The sequence below is a fragment of the Actinomadura napierensis genome (assembly GCF_039529375.1).
GTDB lineage: Bacteria > Actinomycetota > Actinomycetes > Streptosporangiales > Streptosporangiaceae > Spirillospora > Spirillospora napierensis.
The window spans coordinates 106,861-128,226 of sequence record NZ_BAAAMR010000003.1 but is presented as its reverse complement, the minus strand read 5'-3'; the positions used below and the strand labels follow the sequence as shown (position 1 = coordinate 128,226).

The window sequence follows — 21,366 nt, the reverse complement described above, 5'->3', positions numbered from 1 at the left end:
TCATGCGAGAATGCCATTCTCGCACGTGCTGGGGCGGAGGCCGGGCCGATGCCGGTGATCGACATGGACGGGGTCCGGGACCTCGGCCGCGAACTGAGCAACTGGGGACGCTGGGGCGACGACGACCAGCGGGGAACGCTGAACCTGATCACACCGGAGTGCGTGAGCGCGGCGGCCGGGACCGTCCGGCGCGGCGTCACCTTCGGCCTCTCGATCCCCGCCGACGAGACCGGCCCGTACGGCTCCCCGGGCAGCGGACGCTTCAACCCGATCCACACGATGACCCGGTACCGCGGCGACAACCCCCAGGGCGAGTTCTGGGACTTCTGCTCGTCCGAGGACATGGTGATCCTCGGGACGCACTCGTCCACGCACTTCGACGCTCTCGCCCACCTCTGGTACGACGACCTGCTTTACAACGGCCGCCACCACGACGACGCCGTCACGGCGTGGGGCGCGGTGCACTGCTCGATCCAGAACCTCGTGGCGGGCGTGGTGTCGCGCGGCGTGCTGCTCGACATCCCGCGCCTTCGCGGCGTCGAGCACCTCCCGCCGGGGACACAGATCGGGCCGGCCGACCTCGACGCCGCGTTCGACGCGGCCCGGCTCGCCCCGCGGCCGGGCGATGTGCTGCTCCTGCGCACCGGCACCTATCCCCGCCAGCGGCGCGGCGCCGACGTCGGCCAGGGCGGATCGCCGGGTATCACCTGGGAGTGCGCCCGCTGGATCCGCGACCACCGGATCGCGGCCGTCTGCGCCGACAACTTCGCCGTCGAGGCGCTCGGCGCGAACCCCGGCGGCCCGATGATCCCCTTCCACATGCTCGCCATCCGCGACATGGGCCTCCTGCTGGGAGAGATGTTCGACTTCGAGCAACTCGCCGAGGACTGCGCGGCGGACGGCGTCCACGAATGCATGTTCGTCGCGTCCCCGCTGAACATCCCGGGCGGCGTCGGCTCGCCCCTCAACCCCATCGCCATCAAGTGAGACCAACGAGGAGACCTCCATGCCCAAGGCGTACGTCATCCTGACCGAGGCCATCAAGGACCAGGCCGCGATGGCCGCCTACGGCAAGGCCGCCGCCCCCGCGATCGCCGGCAGCGGTGCGCGCGTCCTGGCGGTCGATCCGGACCCGCAGAACCTCGAGGGCGACTGGCACGGCGACCGTACCGTCATCATGGAGTTCCCCTCGGCGGAGGCGGCGCGCGCCTGGTACGACTCGGCCGCCTACACCAGCGCCAGGACGCTGCGGCAGGCGGCCGCGGACACCAACGCCGTCATCATCACCGGACTCCCCGCCCCGGGCGGGAAATGAGCGGTGGCCGGCCTCGCCCTCGCCGCACCGACCGCATCGGCAGGCAGCTCACCCGGTTGGCCGGGGGACGAGCACGCTCGTCCCCCGGCGTCAGGGATCAGGTCCCGTTGGCGGGTTGCCGGTAGGTCCGGCCGTCGATGGTGGTGGTCATGGTTCCGGTGGCCTGGAAGTCGCTCTGCAAGGAGGAGGGGGACAGCACGAAGCCGCCCGGTTCGCTGGTGACCTTGCGGCCGGTCTCGCGCCCGCTCAACCACAGGTCCTCGTGGAAGGTGAGGGTCTGCGCGATGGCGGGTCCCGTGCCGGCGACGCTTTCCGTGCCGTTGATGATGTGGACGCCGTCATCGCTGTAGCCGGTGTAAGCGGCCTGGATGGAGGCGATGGCGCGCGGTGCGGGAACCGCGCGATCAGCAGGCGGCTTCGGCGCCCGCCGGGTTCGGTGGACGGAGGGCAGGGCAGCGGGCCGGCCCCACCGCACGCAGACGCGGTGACCAGCGACTCCGCCGATCAGGCCGGCCGGGTTGTAGCTCAGCCGGTGCGGGTCGCGGGGGTCGACGCGGTAGGGCTGGTACCGCGGCGCGGCGTTGAACAGTTCGGTGACCTTCGCCAGGTCGTAGCGCGGGGCCTTGGGCGTGCCGGTCGCGGGCGAGGGGTCGAACACGAGCCGTCCCATGAAGGCGAACTCGTCGCACTGGGTGCCGGTGAGGACGACGTGGTTCCAGCCCAGGTGAACGCCGTCGGGTTGATGCGCAGTTCGCGGATGCCTCCGCCGGTGCCCGAGCCGTCGGCGGTGACGTTCCAGCGGATGGGGTAGATGTGCGTCCTGGCCGGCGTGCAGCGCGCGTCGGTCACGCGGTAGGCGGCCCCGGGGGCGAGGCAGCCCGTCCCGTGCGGATTGACCGACGCGGTCCAGGCGCCGGCGGCGGTCGAGGGCGACCCCGCCGTGACCGCCGCACGTGCGAGAATGACCTTCTCATAAATGGAGATCCTTGCTACCATCGGCACGTCGACCGACCGGAGAGGCAGACCACATGGCGCACTTCCCCAAGCCAGCCGAGGGCAGCTGGACGGAGCACTACAAGATCGACAAGGGGCCGCTCTCCTACGCCGACTCGATCACGCCGGAGCACTACGAGCTGGAACGCGACGCCATCTTCCGGCGCACCTGGCTGAACGTCGGCCGCGTGGAGCAGCTGCCGAGGAAGGGCAGCTACTTCACCAAGGAGCTCGACGCCGCCCGCACGTCGGCCATCGTCGTCCGCGGCATGGACGGTGAGATCCGCGCCTTCCACAACGTGTGCCGGCACCGCGGCAACAAGCTCGTGTGGAACAACTTCCCGCGCGAGGAGACCAGCGGCGTCTGCCGGCAGTTCACCTGCAAGTACCACGCCTGGGGCTACAACCTGGAAGGCGACCTGACCTACGTCCAGCAGGAGTCGGAGTTCTTCGACCTGGACAAGTCCGACTACGGGCTGGTCCCGATGCGGGCGGAGGTCTGGGAGGGGTTCATCTTCGTGAACCTCGACCGCGAGAACAGGACGCCGCTGCGCGAGTACCTGGGCAAGTTCGGGAAGGGCATCGAGGGCTACCCCTTCGACAAGCTGACGCAGGTGCACAAGTACCGGGCCGAGATCGGCAGCAACTGGAAGCTGTTCATCGACGCGTTCGCCGAGTTCTACCACGCGCCGATCCTGCACTCGGGCCAGTACATGGCCGAAGAGGCGCAGAAGATCAAGAAGTACGGCTACGAGGCGATCTCCTACGACGTAGACGGCCCCCACGGAATGGTGTCGTCGTGGGGCGGAATCGCGCCGCCGCACGACCAGAAGATGGTCAAGCCGATCGAGCGGGCGCTGCGCAGCGGGCTCTTCGGCCCCTGGGACGCCCCCGACATCGGCCTGGGCGAATGGCCGCCGAGCGTGAACCCGACCCGCCATCCCCACTGGGGCATGGACTCGTTCGTGTTCTTCCCGAACTTCATGCTGCTCATCTGGCGGCCGAACTGGGTCCTCACCTACCACTACTGGCCGACCTCGTACAACACGCACATCTTCGAGGGGACGGCCTACTTCGTCCCGCCGAAGAACGCGTTCCAGCGGCTACAGCAGGAACTCGCGGTCGTCTCGTTCAAGGAGTACGGCCTGCAGGACGGCAACACGCTGGAGGCCACGCAGACGATGCTCGAATCCAGGACGGTGACGGACTTCCCGCTCAACGACCAGGAGGTCCTCCTGCGCCACCTGCACAACACCGCGGGCCGGTACGTAGACGACTACCAGCAAGAGCGTGCCGGGACGCCGGTCGCCTCGTCCTGACCGAAGGAGACACCCCTATGGCCAGCAAACTGCCACCCGAATTCGCCGACCTGGAACCGTTCGCGGATTGGGCGCTCCCGACCGAACGCGAGCGCTATGCCAAGCGTATTGCGAGCAGCATGGAGGAGCTCCAGGCCTTCTATGACGCCGCATACCCCCGCTTGGAAAACGCCACTCCCTACCTCGAGCAACTCGAGCTCGACGGCATCTCGGATGCGGACAAGCATCTGCTGTGGCTGTTCTGCGCGCTGGTGACCGTCGCCTTCCCGGTGGAGGCATGGAGCCAGCCGACGGTCCCCGACAGCGGCGCGTCCAGCATCGACTCCGTCCTCGAACCGGCCGTCTGAGCACGCCCGTCCGCGGCCCGGCCCACCGGCCGTCCCACGGCTCATTCCCCGTATCCGTCACCCGACGCCGAAGGAGCGCGCATGGCTCGCCCGAGGAAGCCGCAACCGCCGATCCATCTGCAGAGCGCGCGGCTGCTCGACATCGACAAAGGCGAGCTCGTCGAGCCGGGCTCCCTGCTCATCGTCGGTGACCGCATCGTCGAGACGGCACCGTCCTCGGTGCCCGACGACGCGGTCCGGATCGACCTCGGGGACGTGACGGTGCTGCCGGGCCTCATGGACATGGAGGTCAACCTGTTGCTCGGCGGGCCCGACCACCGCAGTCCGCTCAACCCCGTGCAGGACGACCCCGCCGTCCGGACGCTGCGGGCCGTGGCGAACGCCCGCCGCACGCTCCGGGCCGGCTTCACGACCGTGCGCAACCTCGGCCTGTTCGTGCAGACCGGCGGCCTCCTCCTCGACGTCGCGCTGAAGAAGGCCGTCGACCACGGCTGGATCGACGGGCCGCGGGTCGTGCCGGCGGGCCACGCCATCACTCCGACGGGCGGTCATCTCGACCCGACGATGTTCCAGGCGTTCGCCCCGCACATCATGCCGCTGACAGTGGAGGAGGGCATCGCCAACGGCGTCGCCGAGGTGCGCAAGGCCGTCCGGTACCAGATCAAGCACGGAGCGCGGGTCATCAAGGTCTGCGCGTCCAACGGGATCATGTCGCACACCGGCCCCGCCGGCGCCCAGCAGTACTCCAACGAGGAACTCCGGGCGATCACCGACGAGGCCCACCGCGCGGGGTTGAAGGTCGCCGCCCACTGCATGGGCGACGAAGCCGTCCGGAACGCCGTCGAGGCGGGCATCGACTGCGTCGAGCACGGCTTCCTCGCGGGCGACGACACCCTCGACCTCATGATCGAGCGCGGGACGTTCCTGGTGGCGACCACCTACCTCACCGACGGCATGGACGTCTCCCGGGCGGCGCCCGAACTCCAGGAGAAGGCCGCCGACGTCTTCCCGCGGGCCAGAGAGACGATCAGCAGGGCCATCGCGAAGGGCGTCAGGATCGCCTGCGGGACCGACGCCCCCGCCATCCCGCACGGGAAGAACGCCAAGGAGCTGCTCGCGCTGGTCCAGCGCGGGATGACGCCGCTCCAGGCGATCCGCGCCGCCACGACGGTCGCGGCCGACCTCATCGACGTCACCGACCGCGGCCGCCTGGCGGAAGGCCTGCTCGCCGACGTCATCGCGGTTCCCGGCGACCCGCTCGCCGACATCGGCGTGCTGGAGGACGTCCGGTTCGTCATGAAGGGCGGCCAGGTGCACCGCCACGACGACCCGCGCCCCGGGGACTGACGGATCGGGCCCCGGTCCTCACGTGGGCGCTCGCCGGCCGCCTACGTGAGGACGGGGTGGTTCGCGCGGAAGACGTTGTGCGGGTCGCGTGAGCGCTTCAGCTCGCGCAACCGAGCGAGGACCGGTTCGGCGAACGTGTCGGCCGCGGTCTCCTCAGGGGTCAGCAGCGTGTACGGCTTGCGGCCCGCCACGACGGCCCCGAACCGCTCGACGATCCGGGCCTGCGCGGCGCGGACGGCGCGCGCACGGTCCGGGTCCGGTCCGGTGCCGACCATCTGGAGGAGGTACGGCTCAGGCAGGGCTTCGCTCGCGCCGGAGCCCGGTTCCGCCAGCGCACCGGCCAGGTGCCGGACCTGGATGGAGAGCAGCGGATCGATCGGCTCCGTGGCCAGGTCCTCGTCCAGGCGGGTCAGGAGTTCGGCGCGGGGCAGGGAGGCAGCCGGTGCGGTCGGCTCGGCGGCGATCCCGCCGAGATCGGCCACCGGCACGACCCCGCGGCCGTCGCTGATGGCGCCGCCGATCCCCTCGATGCCGCGCACCAGGGCCGCGCCCTCGCGCGGATCCCCCAGGTAGGTCAGGTCCAGCGCCACCATCGGCGGGGCCCCGGGGAAGGCGAACCGGTTGAACCAGACGGTCAGCTCGGGCGGCGCCCCGTCGGTGACCTTCCGGAAGGCCTCGAACACCTCGCCGGCGCGCGCCTGTGGCCAGACGACCCGTCCGCCGTACACCGACGGCGCCGGATGCAGGTCGAACTCCAGCGACGTCACCAGCGCGAAGTCGCCGCCGCCGCCCTTCAGCCCCCAGAACAGCTCCGGGTCGGACGCCGCGCTCACCCGCGCCCGGTCGCCCTCGGCGTCGACGACGTCGAAGGCGCGCACGCTGCCGGCGGCCCACCCGTACCTGCGGCCGAACCAGGACAGGCCGCCGCCCAGCGTGTACCCCACCACGTTGACGACGGGCGAACTGCCGGCCAGGCCGGTCAGGCCGTGGGGTCCTGCCTCCGACAGCACCCGCCCCCAGTTCACCCCGGCCCCGACCTGGGCCACCCGTTCCGGCGCCAGCACCCGCAGACCGCCCAGCCGGCCGGTGCGCAGCAGGATGGCGTCCTCCACGTCGCCCGAGGCGTCGTGGCCGCCGGCTTGGGCGGTCACCGCGAGCCCCGCTCGCCGCGCGTAACGGACCAGCGCGGCCACGTCCTCGGCGTCCTCGGCCTCCACCACGGCCGCCACAGGCTGATCGACGGTCAGATTCCAGGCCCTACGTGCGTCGTCGAAGCCATCGTCACCGGGCCCCAGCACCCGTCCTCTGATCACCTTGCGCAGCTCGGCGCTCGCCATCCGACTCCCCCCTCTTCACCGGCGGACAGGATCGGTCCGCCACCAGCCAGCTAATTTACTAAGATGCTAGCATCCTTGCACCGGCGACACGGGGGCCGAGCAGGTCGGGGCGTAACCGGTTCTTCGTCTGCGTTCCCGGGTCAGCAGGCGGGTGTGCGCCGGCCGTTGTACTCCTCGTCAGTGACCTTGCGCCTGCGGCGCCGGTCAGCGGGGGGTGAGCTGGAGGGTGGTGTCACGCGGGCCGGGCCGGGTCATGGGCTCGGCCCACGGGCTGGTGCCGTACTTGGCCAGGTAGGCCGCGTCGATCTGGTCCAGGCCAAACTCCGCCTTCTGGCCAGTTGGGCCGGCGGCCTCGGCGCGGCATTGCGCGGTGCCGCGGAACCGAATAGCGTTCTAATCGGTTCAGTGCCGTCCAGCCCAGGGACACGCCCATGACGTCGTCGGAACTCGCCACCCCCGTGCCCCGGCTCGGTGACCTGGAGTTCTGGAAGCGGCCCCCGGCCGAGCGCGACGCGGCGTTCCGGCGGCTCCGCCAGACCGGCGGGCCGCTGTTCTTCGACGAACCGCCCATGGCGTTCATCCCGAAGGGCCGCGGCTTCCACGCCCTGGTGCGGCACGCCGACGTCGCCGAGGCGAGCCGCCGCCCGGACGTCTTCAGCAGCGAGCCGAACACCACCTCGATCGCCGACATGCCGGGACCGATGAGCCGCTACTTCGGCTCGCTCATCAACATGGACGATCCCCGCCACGCCCGGCTCCGCCGCATCGTCTCCCGCGCGTTCACCCCCAAGATGCTCGCCGGGACGCTGCAGGACGTCCAGACCCAGGCCGAGGGGATCGTGGACGAGTTGGCCGCGCGCGGCGGCGGGGACTTCGTCACCGACGTCGCCGCGCGCCTGCCCGTCCAGGTCATCTGCGACATGATGGGCGTCCCCGCCGAGCAGCGCGCGTTCGTGGTCCGCCGCGCCAACCTGGTCCTCGCCGGCTTCGACTCCGAATACCTCGGCATGGATGTCGACGGCCTGGAGCGCAAGCCGTTCGTCAAGCGCTTCCTCCTGCGCGGCAACGTCGCCGTCCGCTATCTGCGCGCCGGCCGTGCCCTGCACTCCATGGCGATGAACCTCGCCAAGCAACGCCGCACGCACCCGCGCGACGATCTGACCACCCGGCTCGTGACCGCCAACGTCGACGGCGAGCACCTCACCGACCAGGAACTCGGCTCGTTCTTCATCCTGCTCCTGGTCGCGGGCAGCGAGACCACCCGCAACGCCCTCGCGCACGGCCTGCACCTGCTCACCACCCATCCCGAGCAGCGCGCCCTGCTCCTGGAGGACTTCGACGGCCGCATCGACGGCGCCATCGAGGAGATCGTCCGCTACGCCACTCCCGTCATCGCGTTCCGCCGCACGGTGACCTGCGACCACGAAATGCACGGCGTCCAACTGCACAAGGGCGACAAGGTCGTCCTGTATTACAACTCCGCCAATCGTGACGAGGACGTCTTCACCGACCCCGACGCCTTCGACATCACCCGCTCCCCCAACCCCCATCTCGGCTTCGGCGGACCGGGCCCGCACTTCTGCCTCGGCGCCCACCTGGCCCGCCGCGAGATCAGCGTCATGTTCCGCGAGCTCTTCACCCGCCTGCCCGAGCTGCGCTCCACCGCCGAGCCGGACCGCCTGCTCTCCACCCTCATCAACGGCATCAAACACCTCCCCTGCCGGACCTGACCGCCCACCGCGGTTCTCCGCGTGCTGAGTCCGCGCCTTGGAACGCCGAGTCGGCGCCGGGCGAAATTCCTCGGGTGGGCGGAACAACCATTCGGCGGTTCGCTGGTCTTACAGGCATGACCTTCAAGCGACCCTTGGCCGCTCCCCCGGCCGGTGTCGAACCCGGCGACCCGCCGGCGCCCACCGCCCCGGCGAGAGACGTCGCGGAGCTGTTCCACGCGCATCACCTGTCGCTCGTGCGGCTGGCGTTGCTGCTCCTCGGTGACCGTGCCGGTGCGGAGGACGTCGTCCAGGACGTCTACGCGCGGCTGCACCGGCGCCAGCGCACGTCACCGGACCCACCGGACGATCTGCTCGCCTACGCCCGCGCCGCGCTGGTGAACGCCTGCCGTACGGTGCTGCGGCGCCGGGCCCTGACGCGCCGCTTCGTCGAGCCGCCGCCCCCGGTGTGGTCGGCGGAGAACGACGTGGTGATCGCCGAGGACCGGCGGCGGGTGCTGCGCGCCATCGCCCGCCTCGCCCCCCGCCAGCGGGAGGCGATCGTCCTCCGGTACTACTTCGACCTGCCCGAGGCGGACATCGCGGCCGCGATGGGCGTCCGTGCCGGGACCGTGAAGTCGACGCTCTCGCGCGGACTCGTCGCGCTCCGCGCCCGTTATGAGGAGGAAGAGTGAAGACGCTGCCCGAAGACCTCGTTCGCGAGGCGCTCGCCGACGCCGCCGCGACCGTCACGCCCGGCAGCCTGCGGCCGCTGACCGTTGGCGCTCCCCGACGCCGTCGTCGGCCCGTCCTGTTCGCCGTCGCCGCCGCGACGGCCATGGCCCTGGCGATCGCCGCGCTCGTCATCCGGCCTTCCGATCACGCGACCGAGGCGCCCCGCATGACGCTCGCGGCCTACGCCGGCGCCAAATACGTCCTCATCGGCGCGTTGCCGCCCGGACGGCCGGTGTCGGTGACCGAAGCCGCCACCGGCCGGGAGATCGCCCGCATTCCCGCGCCGCGCGGCGCGGCGGGCTTCTGGGACGCCGCCGGCACCGGTGACGGCCGCACCTTCTTCCTCACCACGGTCGACGTCGGCCGGTCCCTGATCCACCTCTACCGGCTGTACCTGAACACCGACGGGACCCCGCGGACGTTGACGGAGCTGCCGCAGCTGGCCCTGCACGGTTTGCCGGGCGAGGGACCGCGGCTGCTGGCCGCGACGCGCGACAAGAGCAGGATCGCCTACGTCACCGAGAGCGGGGCGAAGCTGACCATCGGCAAGAACGGCGGATACTCCCTCACCGACGACGAGCACATCCGCGAGCGCATCACCGTCCTCGACGTCGCCACCGGGCGCCGCCGGGCCGTCGACCTGCCCGAGGGCCAGATCGCCGACCAGCTGACCTGGACGCTGGACGGCCGCCGTCTCCTCTTCACCGCCGAGACGCGGGGCGGCGGGCTGCGCGTCCTCGACGCGGCCACCGGCGAGATCCGTCCCGTCCCGCTGGGTCCGGCCGGCACGGAGCTGATCGGCGCCGCCACCGACGCCGACAGCGGTCACATCGTCGCGCTGGTGGCCGGGCGGGGCCAGGGCCACGCGAGGTGGTACTCCCTGGCGACCGGGAAGATCGACCGCGACGTGCCGCTGGGCGAGGTCCGTCCCGGCAGCCCGACGGTGGTCGCCTTCGGCGACACCATCGTCGCGGAGATCGGCGACCACCTCTACAAGATCGCGAACGGCACCGTGCACAAGCAGCCCATCCCGCCGGGCGTCGTCGATCTGTCCCCGCAGGGCGCCTGGTGACCGCCGCCTTCCGAAGTGATCACTTGTAGCGGGCGGCGATGCGGCGGCGATGGGACGCGGGAGAACCGAATAGGGAACGGTTGAGCGCGGCGCGTTTCAGGTAGACGTGGATGCCGCTCTCCCAGGTGTAGCCGATGCCCCCGTGCAGCTGCATCGCCTTGCCCGCGACGTCCACCGCCATACCGCAGGCGTATGACTTCGCCATCGACGCCGTCAGCCCGGATTCGGGGTCGCCGCTGGACAGGGCTCCCGCGGCGGCCTCGACGAGGCGGCGCGCCACGGTGATCTGGACGAGCATGTCGGCGCACGCGTGCTTGACGGCCTGGAACGAGCCGATGGGACGGCCGAACTGCTCCCGCACACCCGCGTAGGCGACCGTCGCGTCCAGCATGGCCTCGCTGAGGCCGAGGCTGTCGCAGGCCAGGGCGACGGCGGCCCGGTCGGCCAGGCGGCGGAGGGCCGCCTCGGGGTCGCCGGTGAACCGCCGCACCGAGTCCTCCTCGACCGGCACACCGTCAGCGGTCACATGGCCGAAGTGCCGGGTCGCATCGAGGAGGGGCTGTGCGTCCACACTGAGCCCGGCGGCACCCGGTCCGGCGTCGATGAGAACCGGAACCCCGCCGGGGGCGAGCGCCGGGAGCAGGAGCCGGTCGGCTCCGACCGCGTCGGGCACGAACGCCGCACTGCCGTGCAGGAGAAGTCCCCGTGGCGATCGCTTCAGGCGGAACGACGGCTCGGCGCAGGCGGCACCGGTTTCACCCGGCAGCGCGACGGCGGGTACGGCGGCGCCGGACGCGGTGTCGCGGAGCAGTCCGTCCCGTCCCGGTCCCGGTTCCAGCAGTGTGAGGGCTCCGACTCCCAGGACCGCCGCCCCGAAGTAGGGCGTGCACGCCGCTGCGCGGCCCATTTCCTCGAGAACGACGGCGACCTCGGCGAAGGTGGCGTCCGCGCCGTCCAGCGCCTCCGGCACCTCGAGCCCGGCCCACCCTGATTCGACGACCCGCTTCCAGGCGACCTCCCGTCCGGAGTCCGCTTCACCGAGCAGGTCGCGCGCCACGGCGCGCAGTTCGTCATGGACGCCGGAGAGGTCCGATGTCATCGGGCCGTCCTCGGTTCGCGGGGCAGTCCGAGGCCGCGCTCGCCGATGATGGTGCGCTGGATCTCGCTCGTCCCGCCCGGGATCGTCCACTCCCACGAGCCGATGAAGTCCAGCGCCCAGGCGCCCGACTCCCATCCGCTGGACAGGGGTTTGCGCAGCTCGGCGTGGGCGGCCGGCCCCGCGACCTCGGCGCCGAAGTCGGTCGTCCGCTGCAGCAACTCGCTGTAGTACAGCTTGACGATGGACGCGTCGGCCGGACGGGCGGTGCCGGCGTCGTGGCGTTCCACCAGGTCGCGGCAGAGGGCGCGGAGACCGGTGAGCTCGGTTTCGAGCGCGGCCAGCCGGTCGGCCACCAGAGAGTCGTCGAGGGGGCGCGCGCCGGTGGGGCCCCGGCGGGTGCACGTCTCCACCAGCCACCGGAAGCCCGCGTTGCCGAGCCTCTCGGCCAACTCCAGCATCGTCATGCCGCGTTCGGCGCCCAGCGTCTCCTGCGCCGTCCGCCAGCCGTCGTTCTCCCGCCCCACCAGGTCGGACTCGGGGACGACGACGCCTTCGAGGAAGATCTCGCAGAAGTGCGACTCGCCGGTCGCCTGCCGGATCGGGCGGACGTCGATCCCGGGCGCGCTCATGTCCAGCAGGAAATAGGAGATGCCGTCCCGTTTCGGGGCATCGGGGTCGGTGCGCGCCAGCAGCAGGCAGCGGTCGGCGTGCGCCGCGCCGCTCGCCCACACCTTCTGACCATCGACTATGTAGGCGTCGCCCCGCCTGCGGGCCGTGGTCCTGAGCGCGGCCAGGTCGGACCCGGCCCCGGGTTCGGAGAAGCCCTGGGCCCAGATCTCGCCGTCCAGGATCGCGGGGAGATGGCGGCGGCGCTGCTCGTCGCTGCCCGCGGCGAGCAGCGTCGCGGCGGCGTGGTGGATCGCGACGAACGCCAGCACGAGCCGCGGCGCGTCGTGCACGGCGAGCTCCTGGTGGAGGACGATCTGCTCGGCCACCGGCATCCCGCCTCCCCACTCGCGCGGCCAGTGCGGAACGGCGAACCCGGCGCGGCGCAGTTCCTGGAACCACGCCTTCTGGAACGCGACGAACTCCTCCTCCGGGACGTCCGTCTGCGCGCGCCGCCAATCTGCGGGGGCGTGCTCGCGGCACCACTGGCGCACGGCGGCACGGAACTCGTCGAGATCCCTCACCGCCCCGGCTGCGGCCCCCGATCCGGTCATGGTGTCGCCCGCGCCGGCAGATCACCGAACGGCCCGGTCAGGCCGTGCCGTTCCAGCCGGTCCGTCAACCGCTCGCGCGTCCCGGACAGGCCCAGCGGCAGGCGGCGGAGCGGCTGACTGTAGCGGGACAGCCACGACAGGGCCGCCTCGTCGCAGAAGCCCAGGGCTCCGTGCAACTGGTGCGCGATCCGGAAAACGGCCTCGGCCGCCTCGACGGCCGCCAGCCGGAGCGCGAGCGCGTCGTCGAGCGCCTCGTCGCGGCGGCTCTGCACGCTCCAGAGCGCGTACTTGGCCAGCACCTCGACGCCGCTGCGCTCGACCTCCGCCTCGGCGAGCTGGAACCGCACGCCCTGGAACCGTGCGAGCGGCTGCCCGAACTGCTCGCGGACCAGCACGTGCTCCCGGGTGAGCTTCATCGCCCGGTCGAGCATCCCGAGGAGGGTCCAGCAGGGCAGGACCAGGCCGAGGGCCGCGTCCCGCGCGCCGTCGCCGTCGACCGGCCGCAGGCCGAGTCCGGTGACGAACGCCGACGTGCGGGGCGGGGCGTCCGGCGACCGCGCGACGGCGACGCTGCGCCGTCCGTCCAGCGTCACCGCGATCCAACGCAGGTCCAGCCCCTCCACGGCACCGGCGGGGTGGGCGCCGTCGACCACCAGCAGCCCGTCGGCATCGAGGTCGGTGGGCCGGGAAAGCCGCTCCGCCACCGGAAACGGGACGGCCCAGTACCCCGCGCCGCGGCACAGCGCGGCCGCCGCCTCCAGTTCCGCCGCGTCGCCACGAGGGTCGAGGTCCCAGGCGCCGAGCCCGTCCAGCACCGGCGCGACGAGGGCGCCCCTGCGCTTGGGCTCCCGTTCGGCCGCCCGGACCAGCTCGTCGCCTCCGGCCGCCTCGAACGCCCGCAGCGCCTGCCGTCCGTACTCGGCGGCCTCTTCGCTCAGGTCGATGTCCATGCCCGCCGTGCCCGTGCTTGCCGTGTCCGTGCGCGCCGTGTCCATGCGGCCGGTCACGATGCCAGGAGCGCTCGGGACAGCAGGATCTGCTGCATCTCGACGCTCCCCGACGCGACGGTGGACGCCCGGGAGTACCGCCAGTGGTCCTCCACCTGGAGGCGGAACCGGCGGGCCTCCGCGCCGTCCGGTGCGGCCGACGCGACGATCTCCATGAGCACCTCGGCGCTGTCCTGGTCGAGCCGGGTCACCGCGATCCGGTACGCCGCGGCGTCGCCGGGACGCACCGTCCCCCGGCTCTGCGTCGACACCACCTGGTAGGCCAGCAGCCGGGCGCGCCGGCAGTGCGTGAGCATCCGCGCCCATCGTCCGCGCAGTTCCGCGGGCAGGCCGGCCCACCGGTCGCCGAGCACCGACGGCGCCGCCCGCAGCAGGCGCTCGCAGCGAGCGTAGCGGGCGATGCCCACGCGCTCGAACGCCAGCACCTCCTGCACGACAGCCCATCCCTCGTCCACATTGCCGAGGACGTCGGCATCGGTCACCCGCAGGTCGCTGAAGAACACCTCGTTGAGGTGGTGCGGCCCCATCATGGACGGGATGGGCCGCACCTCCACGGCGGGGTCCGCCATGGGCACCAGGAAGACCGTCAGGCCGTGCTGCTTCTTGTCCCCCGTGGACGTCCGGGCGAGCAGGAAGCACCACTGGGCCATCGCGGCGTAGGAGGTCCAGATCTTCTGACCGGAGACGCGCCAGCCGTCGCCGTCGCCGTCGCGCCGCGCCGCGGTGCGCACCGCCGCCAGGTCGGACCCCGCGTCCGGCTCGCTGAAGCCCTGGCACCAGATGGCCTCGCCGCGCGCGATCGGCGGCAGGTGCCTGCGCCGCTGCTCCGGCGTGCCGTGCCGCATGATGGTCGGGCCGACCCAGTTGACCCCCATGTACTGCGCGCCCCTGGGTTCGTGATGGGCCCACATCTCCTCGCGGACGACCGTCTGCTCCCAGACCGAGGCGCCCCGGCCGCCGTACCGTTCGGGCCACGCCAGGCACAGCAGGCCGCGCGCGGCGAGCAGCCGGCAGAAGCTCTGCGCGACCTCCAGGTCGGCCGGATCGTCGGTGAACGCTCCGAGGAAGCCGGGTGGGACGTGCTCGGCCACCAGCCCGCGCAGCTCGCCGCGCAGGGCCTGGGCGGACGGCCCCATCGTGAAGTCCATGGCGTCGACGTTATTTCAATCCTTGAAAGGATTGCAATACTGAGTTTCCTTGTCCTGACTGGTTAGACTGGGGCGTCCGGTCCCCGAACCTGCACAGGAAGCCGCCTGCGTGACGACCACCCGACGCACCCGCATCCCCCAGCACCGCATCGCCGAGTCCGTCGCCGCCGAGCTGCGCACGCGCATCCTGAGCGGCGACGACGACTACACCCTCCCCACCCAGGACCAGCTGGTGCGGGAGTTCGGCGTCAGCTACCCCTCGATCAGGGAGGCCATCCGCATCCTGGAGACCGAGGGCCTGGTCACGGTCCGCCGCGGCAAGGTCGGCGGCGCCGAGGTGCACCGTCCCGACCGGTCGTCGGCGGCCTACCATCTCGGGCTCGCGCTCCAGGGCGGCCGGGTCACGCTCGGCGACCTCGCGGCCGGGCTGCGGATGCTGGAGCCGATCTGCGCCGCCGAGTGCGCCCGGCGGGAGGACCGCGCGGAGGCGGTCGTCCCGGTCCTGCGCGCCAACATCGAGCAGTGCACCGCGCTGGTGGACGACGGCGTCGCGTTCACGCAGCTCGCCCGGGAGTTCCACGACCTGCTCGTCGCGTTCACGCCGAACGCGACCGTCCGGCACGTCGTCGGCAGCCTCGTCGCCCTGTGGTCGGCGCAGGAGGAGGCGTGGGCCGAGGCGCTGACCCGGCGCGGCGAGTACCCCACCCGGGACGAGGCGATGACGGCCGTCCGCACCCACCGCCGGATCGTCGACGACATCGCCGCCGGGCGCGCCGGGGAGGCCGAGCGGCACGCCTGCGCCCATCTCAACGCGACCCAGGCGCTGCTTCTGGAGCACTTCGACGACGGCGTCGTGAACGCCGCGTCGCCCGCCGCCCGCCGGGCGATCCACTCCAGCCTCCCCGCGCGGCACTGACGGCTGGCCGGTCCGCTACCGGGCGGTCCACCCGCCGTCGACGACGACCGTCTGCCCGGTGACGTAGCTCCCGGCGTCGCCGGCGAGCCAGACGACGGCGCCGACGATGTCGTCGGCGCCGCCCTCCTTCGGCAGCGGCGTGTTGCGGCGCAGGTACTCGGCCGGGCGTTCGTTCTCGTAGAGCGGGCCGGTGATCTCGCTGCGGAAGAATCCCGGCGCCACCGTGTTCACCCGGATCGAATGCCGGGCCCACTGCACCGCCAGCTCGGCGGTAAGGCCCGACAGGGCGGCCTTGCTCGCGGCATAGGACGCTTGCGGGATCCCCGGGATGCCGACCCGGCCGCTGATGGACGAGACGTTGACGATCGAGCCCCGTCCGACGGCGCGCATGTGCGGGAAGACGGCCTGCGCAAGCAGGAACGGTGCCACCAGGTTGAGGTCCAGGGTCCGGCGGACGGCGTCGAGCGGTTCGGACTCGGCGCGCTCTTCGGTGAACATGCCTCCGGCGGCGTTGACGAGGATCTCCGGCGGCCCGAAGCCGTCGGCCACCGCGGGCACGACCGACCCGGCCATGCCGGCATCGGACAGATCACAGGCGACGGCGAGGCCGCCGATCTCCTTGGCGAGGCCGTCGAGCCTGTCCCGGCGGCGGGCCACCACGGCCACCCGGGCACCGAGCTCCGCCAAGGCCCCGGCGACCGCGGCGCCGAGCCCGGAGGACGCCCCGGTCACGATCGCCACCCGGCCGTCGAGGCCGAACATCCTCCGTGCGGCCGCGTCGCTGTCCGGCGCCACGCGGACCTCCCTTCCTCACAGAACGTCGGCCGTCACAGGACTTCAGTCGCGGGACAGCGCGTGCCGGGCGACGAGCACAGCCAGCCCGGCGCGTTGCACCTTCCCCATGGCGTTCACCGGCAGCGCGTCGACCTGCGACCAGATCTCCGGAACCTTGTAGGAGGCGAGCTCGCGCCGGCACGCCTCGGTGAGCGCCCCGGCGTCGAGCCGCGCACCGGAGCTCTGCACCACGGCGGCCACCCGCTGCCCGAGGCGCTCGTCGGGCACCCCGCACACCGCCACGCGGACGACGTCAGGGTGCGTCATGATCACTCGTTCCACTTCGAGCGGGTAGACGTTCGCCCCGCCCCGGACGATGACCAGCTTCTTGCGGTCCAGCACGGTCAGCCATCCGTCGCCGTCGACCGTCCCGACGTCCCCGGTCGGCACGGGACCCGGCTCCGGGGGACGGACGCGGCCCCGCTCCCAGTACCCGAGCAGCGGCGTCCACGCACCGGCCCATGGCCCGCCGGCGGCACCGCTCAACCGCAGTTCACCGAGCTCGCCCGCGGGGAGGCGGCGGCCCTCGTCGTCGTAGGCGGCGACGTCGAGGTGGGGCAGCACCCGGCCGCTCGCGCCGGGCCGCCACTCCTCCCCCTGCGGGTCGATCGACACGACGGTCGGCGCCTCGGTCAGTCCGTATGTTGAGCGGGGCACCGGCCCATGCGTTTCGGCGAACGCCCGGCGCAGCGTGTCGGGTGTGTCGCCGCCGCCGCTCCACACCTCCCGCAGCGAACCGAGGTCGAGTTCAGGACGCGCGGCGAGGTCGTAGAGCTGAGCGGGGGCGGCGTTCCACACCGTGACGCGCCGCGCGGAGATCCAGTCGGCGACGCCCTCGGCGTCACGCCGGTCCATTACGACCGCGCACCCGCCAGCCTGCGCGGTGAGCAGGGTGGACAGGACCATGAGGTTGAGGATCGTCAGCGGGAAGCTGTCGCCCTTGCGCAGTTCCGGCCCCCACCCACGGGCGGCGACGAGGACCGCACCCGGCAGGAGCAGGTTGCGCTGGCTGTGCACGACCGCCTTGGGACGTCCGGATGTCCCGCTGGTGAACGCGATCCCGGCCGGGGCGTCGAGGTCCGGCTCGACCCGCGGGGCCGCCTCGTCCCCGGCCATGAGCTCCGCCCACCGGTCGGGGTCGACACGGTCCGGGACGTCCAAGCGGCAGCGCGGTCCGGCCAGGACGACCGCCGGGTCGCAGATGCCGTGCAGCTCCTCCTGCTCGCCCGCCGCGAGGGCTTCCCCGATCCCCGCCCAGACGGCGCCGATCCGCTGGGCCCCGTGGAAGGCCGCGACGATGTCCAGGTCGTTGGGCAGGCATGCGGCGACCCGGTCGCCAGGACGCACGCCGAGCGACCACAGCGCGCCGGCCGCACGCCGGGCCTGGTCGTCCAACTCCGCATATGACCAGGCACCGGACGCCGCCTCGACCGCCGTCGCCTGCGGGCGCGCAGCGAGCGGGGCGTCGAGCACCGCGGCGATGGAACGGGGGAGGTCGGCTCCGGTCTCCCTGCTGCTCATGACCCTTTGATATCACTATCCTTGCAAGGATTGATAGCATCGCGATGAGCGAGGCGCGACGATCCGGTGGGAGTGGCCGATGCCAGACGAGCGTGAACGCCATCCGGGACCGCTGTCGGGGGTCCGGGTAGTCGACCTCACGGCGATGGTCATGGGCGCGTACTGCACCCAGATCATGGCCGACATGGGCGCGGACGTGATCAAGGTCGAGCCTCCCGCCGGCGACAACACCCGCTACATCTCCGTCGGGCCGGAACCGGGAATGGGCGGCGTCTTCGCCAACGTGAACCGGGGCAAGCGCAGCGCGGTGCTGGATCTGCGTTCCGGCGAAGGCAAGGACGCCCTGCACGGGCTCATCGAGCAGGGCGACGTGTTCATCCATTCGATGCGCGCGAAGGCGATCGCCGACCTGGGATTCGGTTATGACGACGTGGCGGCCGTCAATCCGTCGATCGTCTACACCAACTGCTACGGGTACGGCCGCCGCGGCCCCGACGCCGACCGCACCGCTTACGACGACACGATCCAGGCGGAATGCGGGCTGCCGTTCGTCCAGGAGCAACTGACCGGGCAGTCCGGCTATGTCGGGACCATCATGGCCGACAAGGTGGCCGGGATGACGGCGCTGTACGCCACCATGATGGCGCTTTTCCACCGCGAGCGGACCGGCGAGGGCCAGGAGGTCGAGGTCGCCATGTTCGAGACCATGGCGTCCTTCATGCTGGTCGAGCACGCCAACGGCGCGATGTTCACCCCTCCCCTGGGCCCCGCGGTGTACCCGCGCGCCATTTCACGCAACAGGAAGCCCTACCGCACCAAAGACGGCCACATCTCCGCGCTGGTCTACAACGACAAGCAGTGGTCGGCGTTCGTGGCCGCCGTCAGGCCGGAATGGGCGGACGAGCGGTTCACCACCCTCGAACAGCGGGCACGGCAGATCGACACCGTCTATGCCCTGCTGGCGGAGACCTTCACCCGGCGAACGACCCGGGAATGGCTGGACCTGCTCTGGTCGCTGGACATCCCCGCCGCGCCGGTCCGCACGCTCGACGACCTCTTCGACGATCCGCACCTGAACGCCGTGGGCTTCTTCGAGACCGTGGACACCCCGAACGGGCCGATGCGCTTTCCCGGCACGCCGGCCTGGTTCTCGCGGACGCCGGGCCGGATCGCCGGTCCCGCGCCCCGGCTCGGCGCCCACACGGCGGAGGTAGTGGACGGAACCCGGCGGCTCGGCGGACTCGTCAACGGCGAGAAGAACTGAGATGAGAACCGAAATGACCGGCACCGCGGAAGCCTTCGGCGCACGCTCCTGGCTGTTCGCCCCGGGCGACAGCGAAAGAAAGACGGAAAAGGCGGCGGCCTCCCCCGCGGACATCGTCCTCCTCGATCTGGAGGACGCGGTGACGGAGGAGCGCAAGCCCACGGCCCGGACGATGGTCGCCGAATTCCTGCGAAGCCGCCCCGAGGACGGCAAGGACCGGCTGTGGGTGCGCATCAACCCCCTGGACGGCCCGCACGCACTGGCAGACCTGGCCGCGGTGATGCCCGCCCGTCCCGGTGGCGTCATGCTCCCCAAGTCACGCGGCCGCCAGGACGTCGAGCGGCTCGACCACTACCTGTCCGCGCTGGAGGTCTCCGCGGGCACCGCGCAGGGCTCCACCAAGGTCATCGCGCTGGTGACGGAGACGGCCGAGGCCATGTTCACCACCGGCACCTACAAGGGGGCTCCGCGGCTGGTCGCCATGACCTGGGGCGCCGAAGACCTCGCCGACGCCGTGGGCGCCGTCGAGAACCGCACCGCCGACGGCGAGTACGGCTTCACCTACGAACTGGCCAGGAGCCTGTGCCTCCTCGGCGCCTCCGCCGCCGGGGTGGCGCCCGTCGACACCATCCATGGCGACTTCCGCGATCCGGAGGGGCTGCGCAAGCGGGCCGAGAGGGTGCGCCGCGACGGATACCGCGGCATGCTCGCCATCCACCCCGCCCAGGTCGACGTGATCAACGCGGCCTTCACCCCCACGGAGGAGGAGCTGGCCGCCGCGCGGGAGATCGTCGATCTGTTCGCCGCCCACCCTGGCGCGGGCGCCCTCGGCCACCGGGGCGCCATGCTCGACCGCCCGCATCTCGCCCGCGCACGAGCCCTGCTGGCCTCGGCCGGACGCGCATGACGGTCGGCACCGATGCCGCAGGCCTGGACCTGAGCCGGTTCCTGCGTCCCGGCGACCACATCGTCATGGGCCAGGCGTGCGGCGAGCCGACCGCACTGGTCGAGGCCCTGATCGAACAGGGCCGCGGCATCGGCGGGCTGTCGGTCTTCATCGCCACGAGCTTCTCCGGCCTCTTCACCCCGGACGCGGTGGACGGTCTCGCCGTGTCCAGCATGGGGGCGATCGGCGCGCTGCGCGCGCTGACCAAGGAGCACCGGCTCAGCGTGATCCCCTGCCATGTCGGCCAGGTCGGCCCGATGATCGAGGCGGGGCTCATCCCGTGCGACGTCGCGTTCGTGCAGGTCAGCCCGGCGGATGCGGGCGGAGATCACAGCCTCGGCCTCATCGGCGACCACGTCCTGGCCGCCGTCCGCAAGGCACGCGTCGTCATCGCGGAGGTGAACGAGCAGGTGCCCTTCACCCACGGTGAAGTGCTCCCCGCGGCACGGATCGACTGCGCCGTGCACGTCTCACGTCCGCCGGTCGAGGTCCCCCCGGCGAAGATCGGCGAAACGGACCAGGCCATCGCCGAGCACGCCGCCGCCTACATCGAGGACGGCTCGGTCATCCAGACCGGGGTCGGCGCCGTCCCCGGCGCCCTGCTCCGCCTGCTCGGCGACCGCAGGGATCTCGGCGTCCATTCCGGAATGCTGGGCGACGGCCTCGTCGACCTCGTAGAGGCAGGGGTCGTCACCAACGCGCGCAAGCCCATCGACCGCGGGGTCTCGATCAACGGCGCCCTGATCGGGACCCGGCGCCTCTACGAGTTCGCTCACCGCAACCCGCGGATCCGCATGTGCGCCACGGACTACACCCATGATCCGGCGGTGCTCGCGCGGCTGGAGAGGTTGGTGACCCTCAACTCGGCGATGGAGGTCGACCTGACCGGGCAGGTGAACGCCGAGCAGAGCGGCCCGGCCTATCTGGGCGGCACCGGCGGGCAGGCGGACTTCGTGCGGGCGGGCGCGCGCTCGCCCGGCGGGCACGCGATCATCGCGCTGCCCGCCACGGCCAGGCGCGGCACGGTCAGCAGGATCACCGCCGCGCTGTCGGGCCCGGTCACCACGGCCCGCAGCGACGTGGACGTCATCGTCACCGAGTTCGGCGCGGCCGAGCTCAAGGGGCGGTCGCTCGCCGAGCGCGCCCGCCGCCTCGTCGCCATCGCCCACCCGGACTTCCAGGAGGACCTGGCGCGGGAGGCGCACGCCATCCAGCGCCGAGGATTCTGATGCGGTCC

General features: G+C 72.0%; 20 protein-coding genes. 12 read left to right on the top strand and 8 right to left on the bottom strand.

Annotation, left to right across the window (positions count from 1 at the left end):
- Window positions 1-48: 48 nt before the first annotated feature.
- Complete coding sequence (locus ABD296_RS03350) at window positions 49-987, top strand: cyclase family protein (RefSeq protein WP_344261260.1); 939 nt, start codon at window positions 49-51, stop codon at window positions 985-987.
- 19 nt (window positions 988-1,006) lie between these two features.
- Window positions 1,007-1,315, top strand: a complete 309-nt coding sequence (locus ABD296_RS03345; protein WP_344261258.1) for a DUF1330 domain-containing protein — start codon at window positions 1,007-1,009, stop codon at window positions 1,313-1,315.
- Window positions 1,316-1,412: 97 nt separating this feature from the next.
- On the opposite strand, the gene ABD296_RS03340 is transcribed toward ABD296_RS03345, so the two are convergent.
- On the bottom strand, window positions 1,413-1,985 hold the full coding sequence (locus ABD296_RS03340; RefSeq protein WP_344261256.1) for a hypothetical protein: 573 nt from the start codon (window positions 1,983-1,985) through the stop codon (window positions 1,413-1,415).
- Between the two features lie 358 nt (window positions 1,986-2,343).
- On the opposite strand from ABD296_RS03340, the gene ABD296_RS03335 reads away from it, so the two are divergent.
- From ABD296_RS03335 to ABD296_RS03325, 3 genes are all read left to right on the top strand, one after another.
- A complete protein-coding gene (locus ABD296_RS03335) occupies window positions 2,344-3,627 on the top strand; it encodes an aromatic ring-hydroxylating oxygenase subunit alpha (RefSeq protein ID WP_344261254.1) in 1,284 nt (427 codons plus the stop codon).
- Window positions 3,628-3,644: 17 nt separating this feature from the next.
- Entirely contained in the window at window positions 3,645-3,974 is a 330-nt protein-coding gene (locus tag ABD296_RS03330) for a hypothetical protein (RefSeq protein WP_344261252.1), read from the top strand.
- Between the two features lie 81 nt (window positions 3,975-4,055).
- Window positions 4,056-5,321 (top strand): metal-dependent hydrolase family protein, encoded by a 1,266-nt coding sequence (locus ABD296_RS03325; protein ID WP_344261250.1) that lies wholly within the window; start codon window positions 4,056-4,058, stop codon window positions 5,319-5,321.
- 41 nt (window positions 5,322-5,362) lie between these two features.
- On the opposite strand, the gene ABD296_RS03320 is transcribed toward ABD296_RS03325, so the two are convergent.
- A complete protein-coding gene (locus tag ABD296_RS03320) occupies window positions 5,363-6,658 on the bottom strand; it encodes an FAD-binding oxidoreductase (RefSeq protein WP_344261248.1) in 1,296 nt (431 codons plus the stop codon).
- A gap of 431 nt (window positions 6,659-7,089) precedes the next feature.
- On the opposite strand from ABD296_RS03320, the gene ABD296_RS03315 reads away from it, so the two are divergent.
- The 3 genes from ABD296_RS03315 (at window position 7,090) to ABD296_RS03305 (ending at window position 10,174) form a co-directional block, all read left to right on the top strand.
- Window positions 7,090-8,388 carry a cytochrome P450 gene (locus tag ABD296_RS03315; protein ID WP_344261246.1) on the top strand — a complete coding sequence of 433 codons (1,299 nt, stop codon included), beginning with the start codon at window positions 7,090-7,092 and terminating at the stop codon, window positions 8,386-8,388.
- A 116-nt stretch (window positions 8,389-8,504) separates the two neighbouring features.
- Complete coding sequence (locus ABD296_RS03310; protein ID WP_344261244.1) at window positions 8,505-9,062, top strand: RNA polymerase sigma factor; 558 nt, start codon at window positions 8,505-8,507, stop codon at window positions 9,060-9,062.
- Window positions 9,059-10,174 carry an NHL repeat-containing protein gene (locus ABD296_RS03305; RefSeq protein WP_344261242.1) on the top strand — a complete coding sequence of 372 codons (1,116 nt, stop codon included), beginning with the start codon at window positions 9,059-9,061 and terminating at the stop codon, window positions 10,172-10,174. The genes ABD296_RS03310 and ABD296_RS03305 overlap by 4 nt, the downstream gene beginning before the upstream one ends.
- Window positions 10,175-10,193: 19 nt before the next feature.
- On the opposite strand, the gene ABD296_RS03300 is transcribed toward ABD296_RS03305, so the two are convergent.
- The 4 genes from ABD296_RS03300 to ABD296_RS03285 are packed head-to-tail and all read right to left on the bottom strand — an operon-like array spanning window position 10,194 to window position 14,648.
- Window positions 10,194-11,273 carry an acyl-CoA dehydrogenase family protein gene (locus ABD296_RS03300; RefSeq protein ID WP_344261240.1) on the bottom strand — a complete coding sequence of 360 codons (1,080 nt, stop codon included), beginning with the start codon at window positions 11,271-11,273 and terminating at the stop codon, window positions 10,194-10,196.
- Window positions 11,270-12,493 (bottom strand): acyl-CoA dehydrogenase family protein, encoded by a 1,224-nt coding sequence (locus tag ABD296_RS03295; RefSeq protein ID WP_344261238.1) that lies wholly within the window; start codon window positions 12,491-12,493, stop codon window positions 11,270-11,272. Before ABD296_RS03295 ends, ABD296_RS03300 begins: the two co-directional genes overlap by 4 nt.
- Window positions 12,490-13,500 (bottom strand): acyl-CoA dehydrogenase family protein, encoded by a 1,011-nt coding sequence (locus ABD296_RS03290; RefSeq protein WP_344261236.1) that lies wholly within the window; start codon window positions 13,498-13,500, stop codon window positions 12,490-12,492. Before ABD296_RS03290 ends, ABD296_RS03295 begins: the two co-directional genes overlap by 4 nt.
- Window positions 13,497-14,648 (bottom strand): acyl-CoA dehydrogenase family protein, encoded by a 1,152-nt coding sequence (locus ABD296_RS03285; protein ID WP_344261233.1) that lies wholly within the window; start codon window positions 14,646-14,648, stop codon window positions 13,497-13,499. Before ABD296_RS03285 ends, ABD296_RS03290 begins: the two co-directional genes overlap by 4 nt.
- Before the next feature lie 109 nt (window positions 14,649-14,757).
- Here ABD296_RS03285 and ABD296_RS03280 point away from each other — a divergent pair, with 109 nt between their 5' ends.
- Complete coding sequence (locus tag ABD296_RS03280; RefSeq protein ID WP_344261231.1) at window positions 14,758-15,564, top strand: FadR/GntR family transcriptional regulator; 807 nt, start codon at window positions 14,758-14,760, stop codon at window positions 15,562-15,564.
- 15 nt (window positions 15,565-15,579) lie between these two features.
- Here ABD296_RS03280 and ABD296_RS03275 read toward each other — a convergent pair whose 3' ends face one another.
- Complete coding sequence (locus ABD296_RS03275; protein WP_344261229.1) at window positions 15,580-16,359, bottom strand: SDR family NAD(P)-dependent oxidoreductase; 780 nt, start codon at window positions 16,357-16,359, stop codon at window positions 15,580-15,582.
- A gap of 42 nt (window positions 16,360-16,401) precedes the next feature.
- Window positions 16,402-17,919, bottom strand: coding sequence for a class I adenylate-forming enzyme family protein (locus ABD296_RS03270; RefSeq protein ID WP_344261227.1), 1,518 nt, complete (start codon window positions 17,917-17,919; stop codon window positions 16,402-16,404).
- 79 nt (window positions 17,920-17,998) lie between these two features.
- Here ABD296_RS03270 and ABD296_RS03265 point away from each other — a divergent pair, with 79 nt between their 5' ends.
- From ABD296_RS03265 to ABD296_RS03255, 3 genes are read left to right on the top strand one after another with little or no spacing between them, the layout of a single operon-like run.
- Window positions 17,999-19,183, top strand: a complete 1,185-nt coding sequence (locus ABD296_RS03265; protein ID WP_344261225.1) for a CaiB/BaiF CoA transferase family protein — start codon at window positions 17,999-18,001, stop codon at window positions 19,181-19,183.
- Window position 19,184: 1 nt separating this feature from the next.
- Complete coding sequence (locus ABD296_RS03260; RefSeq protein WP_344261223.1) at window positions 19,185-20,090, top strand: HpcH/HpaI aldolase/citrate lyase family protein; 906 nt, start codon at window positions 19,185-19,187, stop codon at window positions 20,088-20,090.
- Window positions 20,087-21,358, top strand: a complete 1,272-nt coding sequence (locus tag ABD296_RS03255) for an acetyl-CoA hydrolase/transferase family protein (RefSeq protein ID WP_344261221.1) — start codon at window positions 20,087-20,089, stop codon at window positions 21,356-21,358. The genes ABD296_RS03260 and ABD296_RS03255 overlap by 4 nt, the downstream gene beginning before the upstream one ends.
- Window positions 21,359-21,366 lie beyond the last annotated feature (8 nt).

Bases quoted from the DNA above. Each gene is read 5' to 3' on its own strand.
- ABD296_RS03265 (WP_344261225.1), top strand. From the start codon at position 17,999: ATGCCAGACGAGCGTGAACGCCATCCGGGACCGCTGTCGGGGGTCCGG.
- ABD296_RS03260 (WP_344261223.1), top strand. From the start codon at position 19,185: ATGAGAACCGAAATGACCGGCACCGCGGAAGCCTTCGGCGCACGCTCC.
- ABD296_RS03320 (WP_344261248.1), bottom strand. From the start codon at position 6,658: ATGGCGAGCGCCGAGCTGCGCAAGGTGATCAGAGGACGGGTGCTGGGG.
- ABD296_RS03310 (WP_344261244.1), top strand. From the start codon at position 8,505: ATGACCTTCAAGCGACCCTTGGCCGCTCCCCCGGCCGGTGTCGAACCC.
- ABD296_RS03345 (WP_344261258.1), top strand. From the start codon at position 1,007: ATGCCCAAGGCGTACGTCATCCTGACCGAGGCCATCAAGGACCAGGCC.
- ABD296_RS03285 (WP_344261233.1), bottom strand. From the start codon at position 14,648: ATGGACTTCACGATGGGGCCGTCCGCCCAGGCCCTGCGCGGCGAGCTG.
- ABD296_RS03325 (WP_344261250.1), top strand. From the start codon at position 4,056: ATGGCTCGCCCGAGGAAGCCGCAACCGCCGATCCATCTGCAGAGCGCG.
- ABD296_RS03315 (WP_344261246.1), top strand. From the start codon at position 7,090: ATGACGTCGTCGGAACTCGCCACCCCCGTGCCCCGGCTCGGTGACCTG.
- ABD296_RS03335 (WP_344261254.1), top strand. From the start codon at position 2,344: ATGGCGCACTTCCCCAAGCCAGCCGAGGGCAGCTGGACGGAGCACTAC.
- ABD296_RS03295 (WP_344261238.1), bottom strand. From the start codon at position 12,493: ATGACCGGATCGGGGGCCGCAGCCGGGGCGGTGAGGGATCTCGACGAG.
- ABD296_RS03330 (WP_344261252.1), top strand. From the start codon at position 3,645: ATGGCCAGCAAACTGCCACCCGAATTCGCCGACCTGGAACCGTTCGCG.
- ABD296_RS03300 (WP_344261240.1), bottom strand. From the start codon at position 11,273: ATGACATCGGACCTCTCCGGCGTCCATGACGAACTGCGCGCCGTGGCG.
- ABD296_RS03255 (WP_344261221.1), top strand. From the start codon at position 20,087: ATGACGGTCGGCACCGATGCCGCAGGCCTGGACCTGAGCCGGTTCCTG.
- ABD296_RS03270 (WP_344261227.1), bottom strand. From the start codon at position 17,919: ATGAGCAGCAGGGAGACCGGAGCCGACCTCCCCCGTTCCATCGCCGCG.
- ABD296_RS03340 (WP_344261256.1), bottom strand. From the start codon at position 1,985: ATGGGACGGCTCGTGTTCGACCCCTCGCCCGCGACCGGCACGCCCAAG.
- ABD296_RS03350 (WP_344261260.1), top strand. From the start codon at position 49: ATGCCGGTGATCGACATGGACGGGGTCCGGGACCTCGGCCGCGAACTG.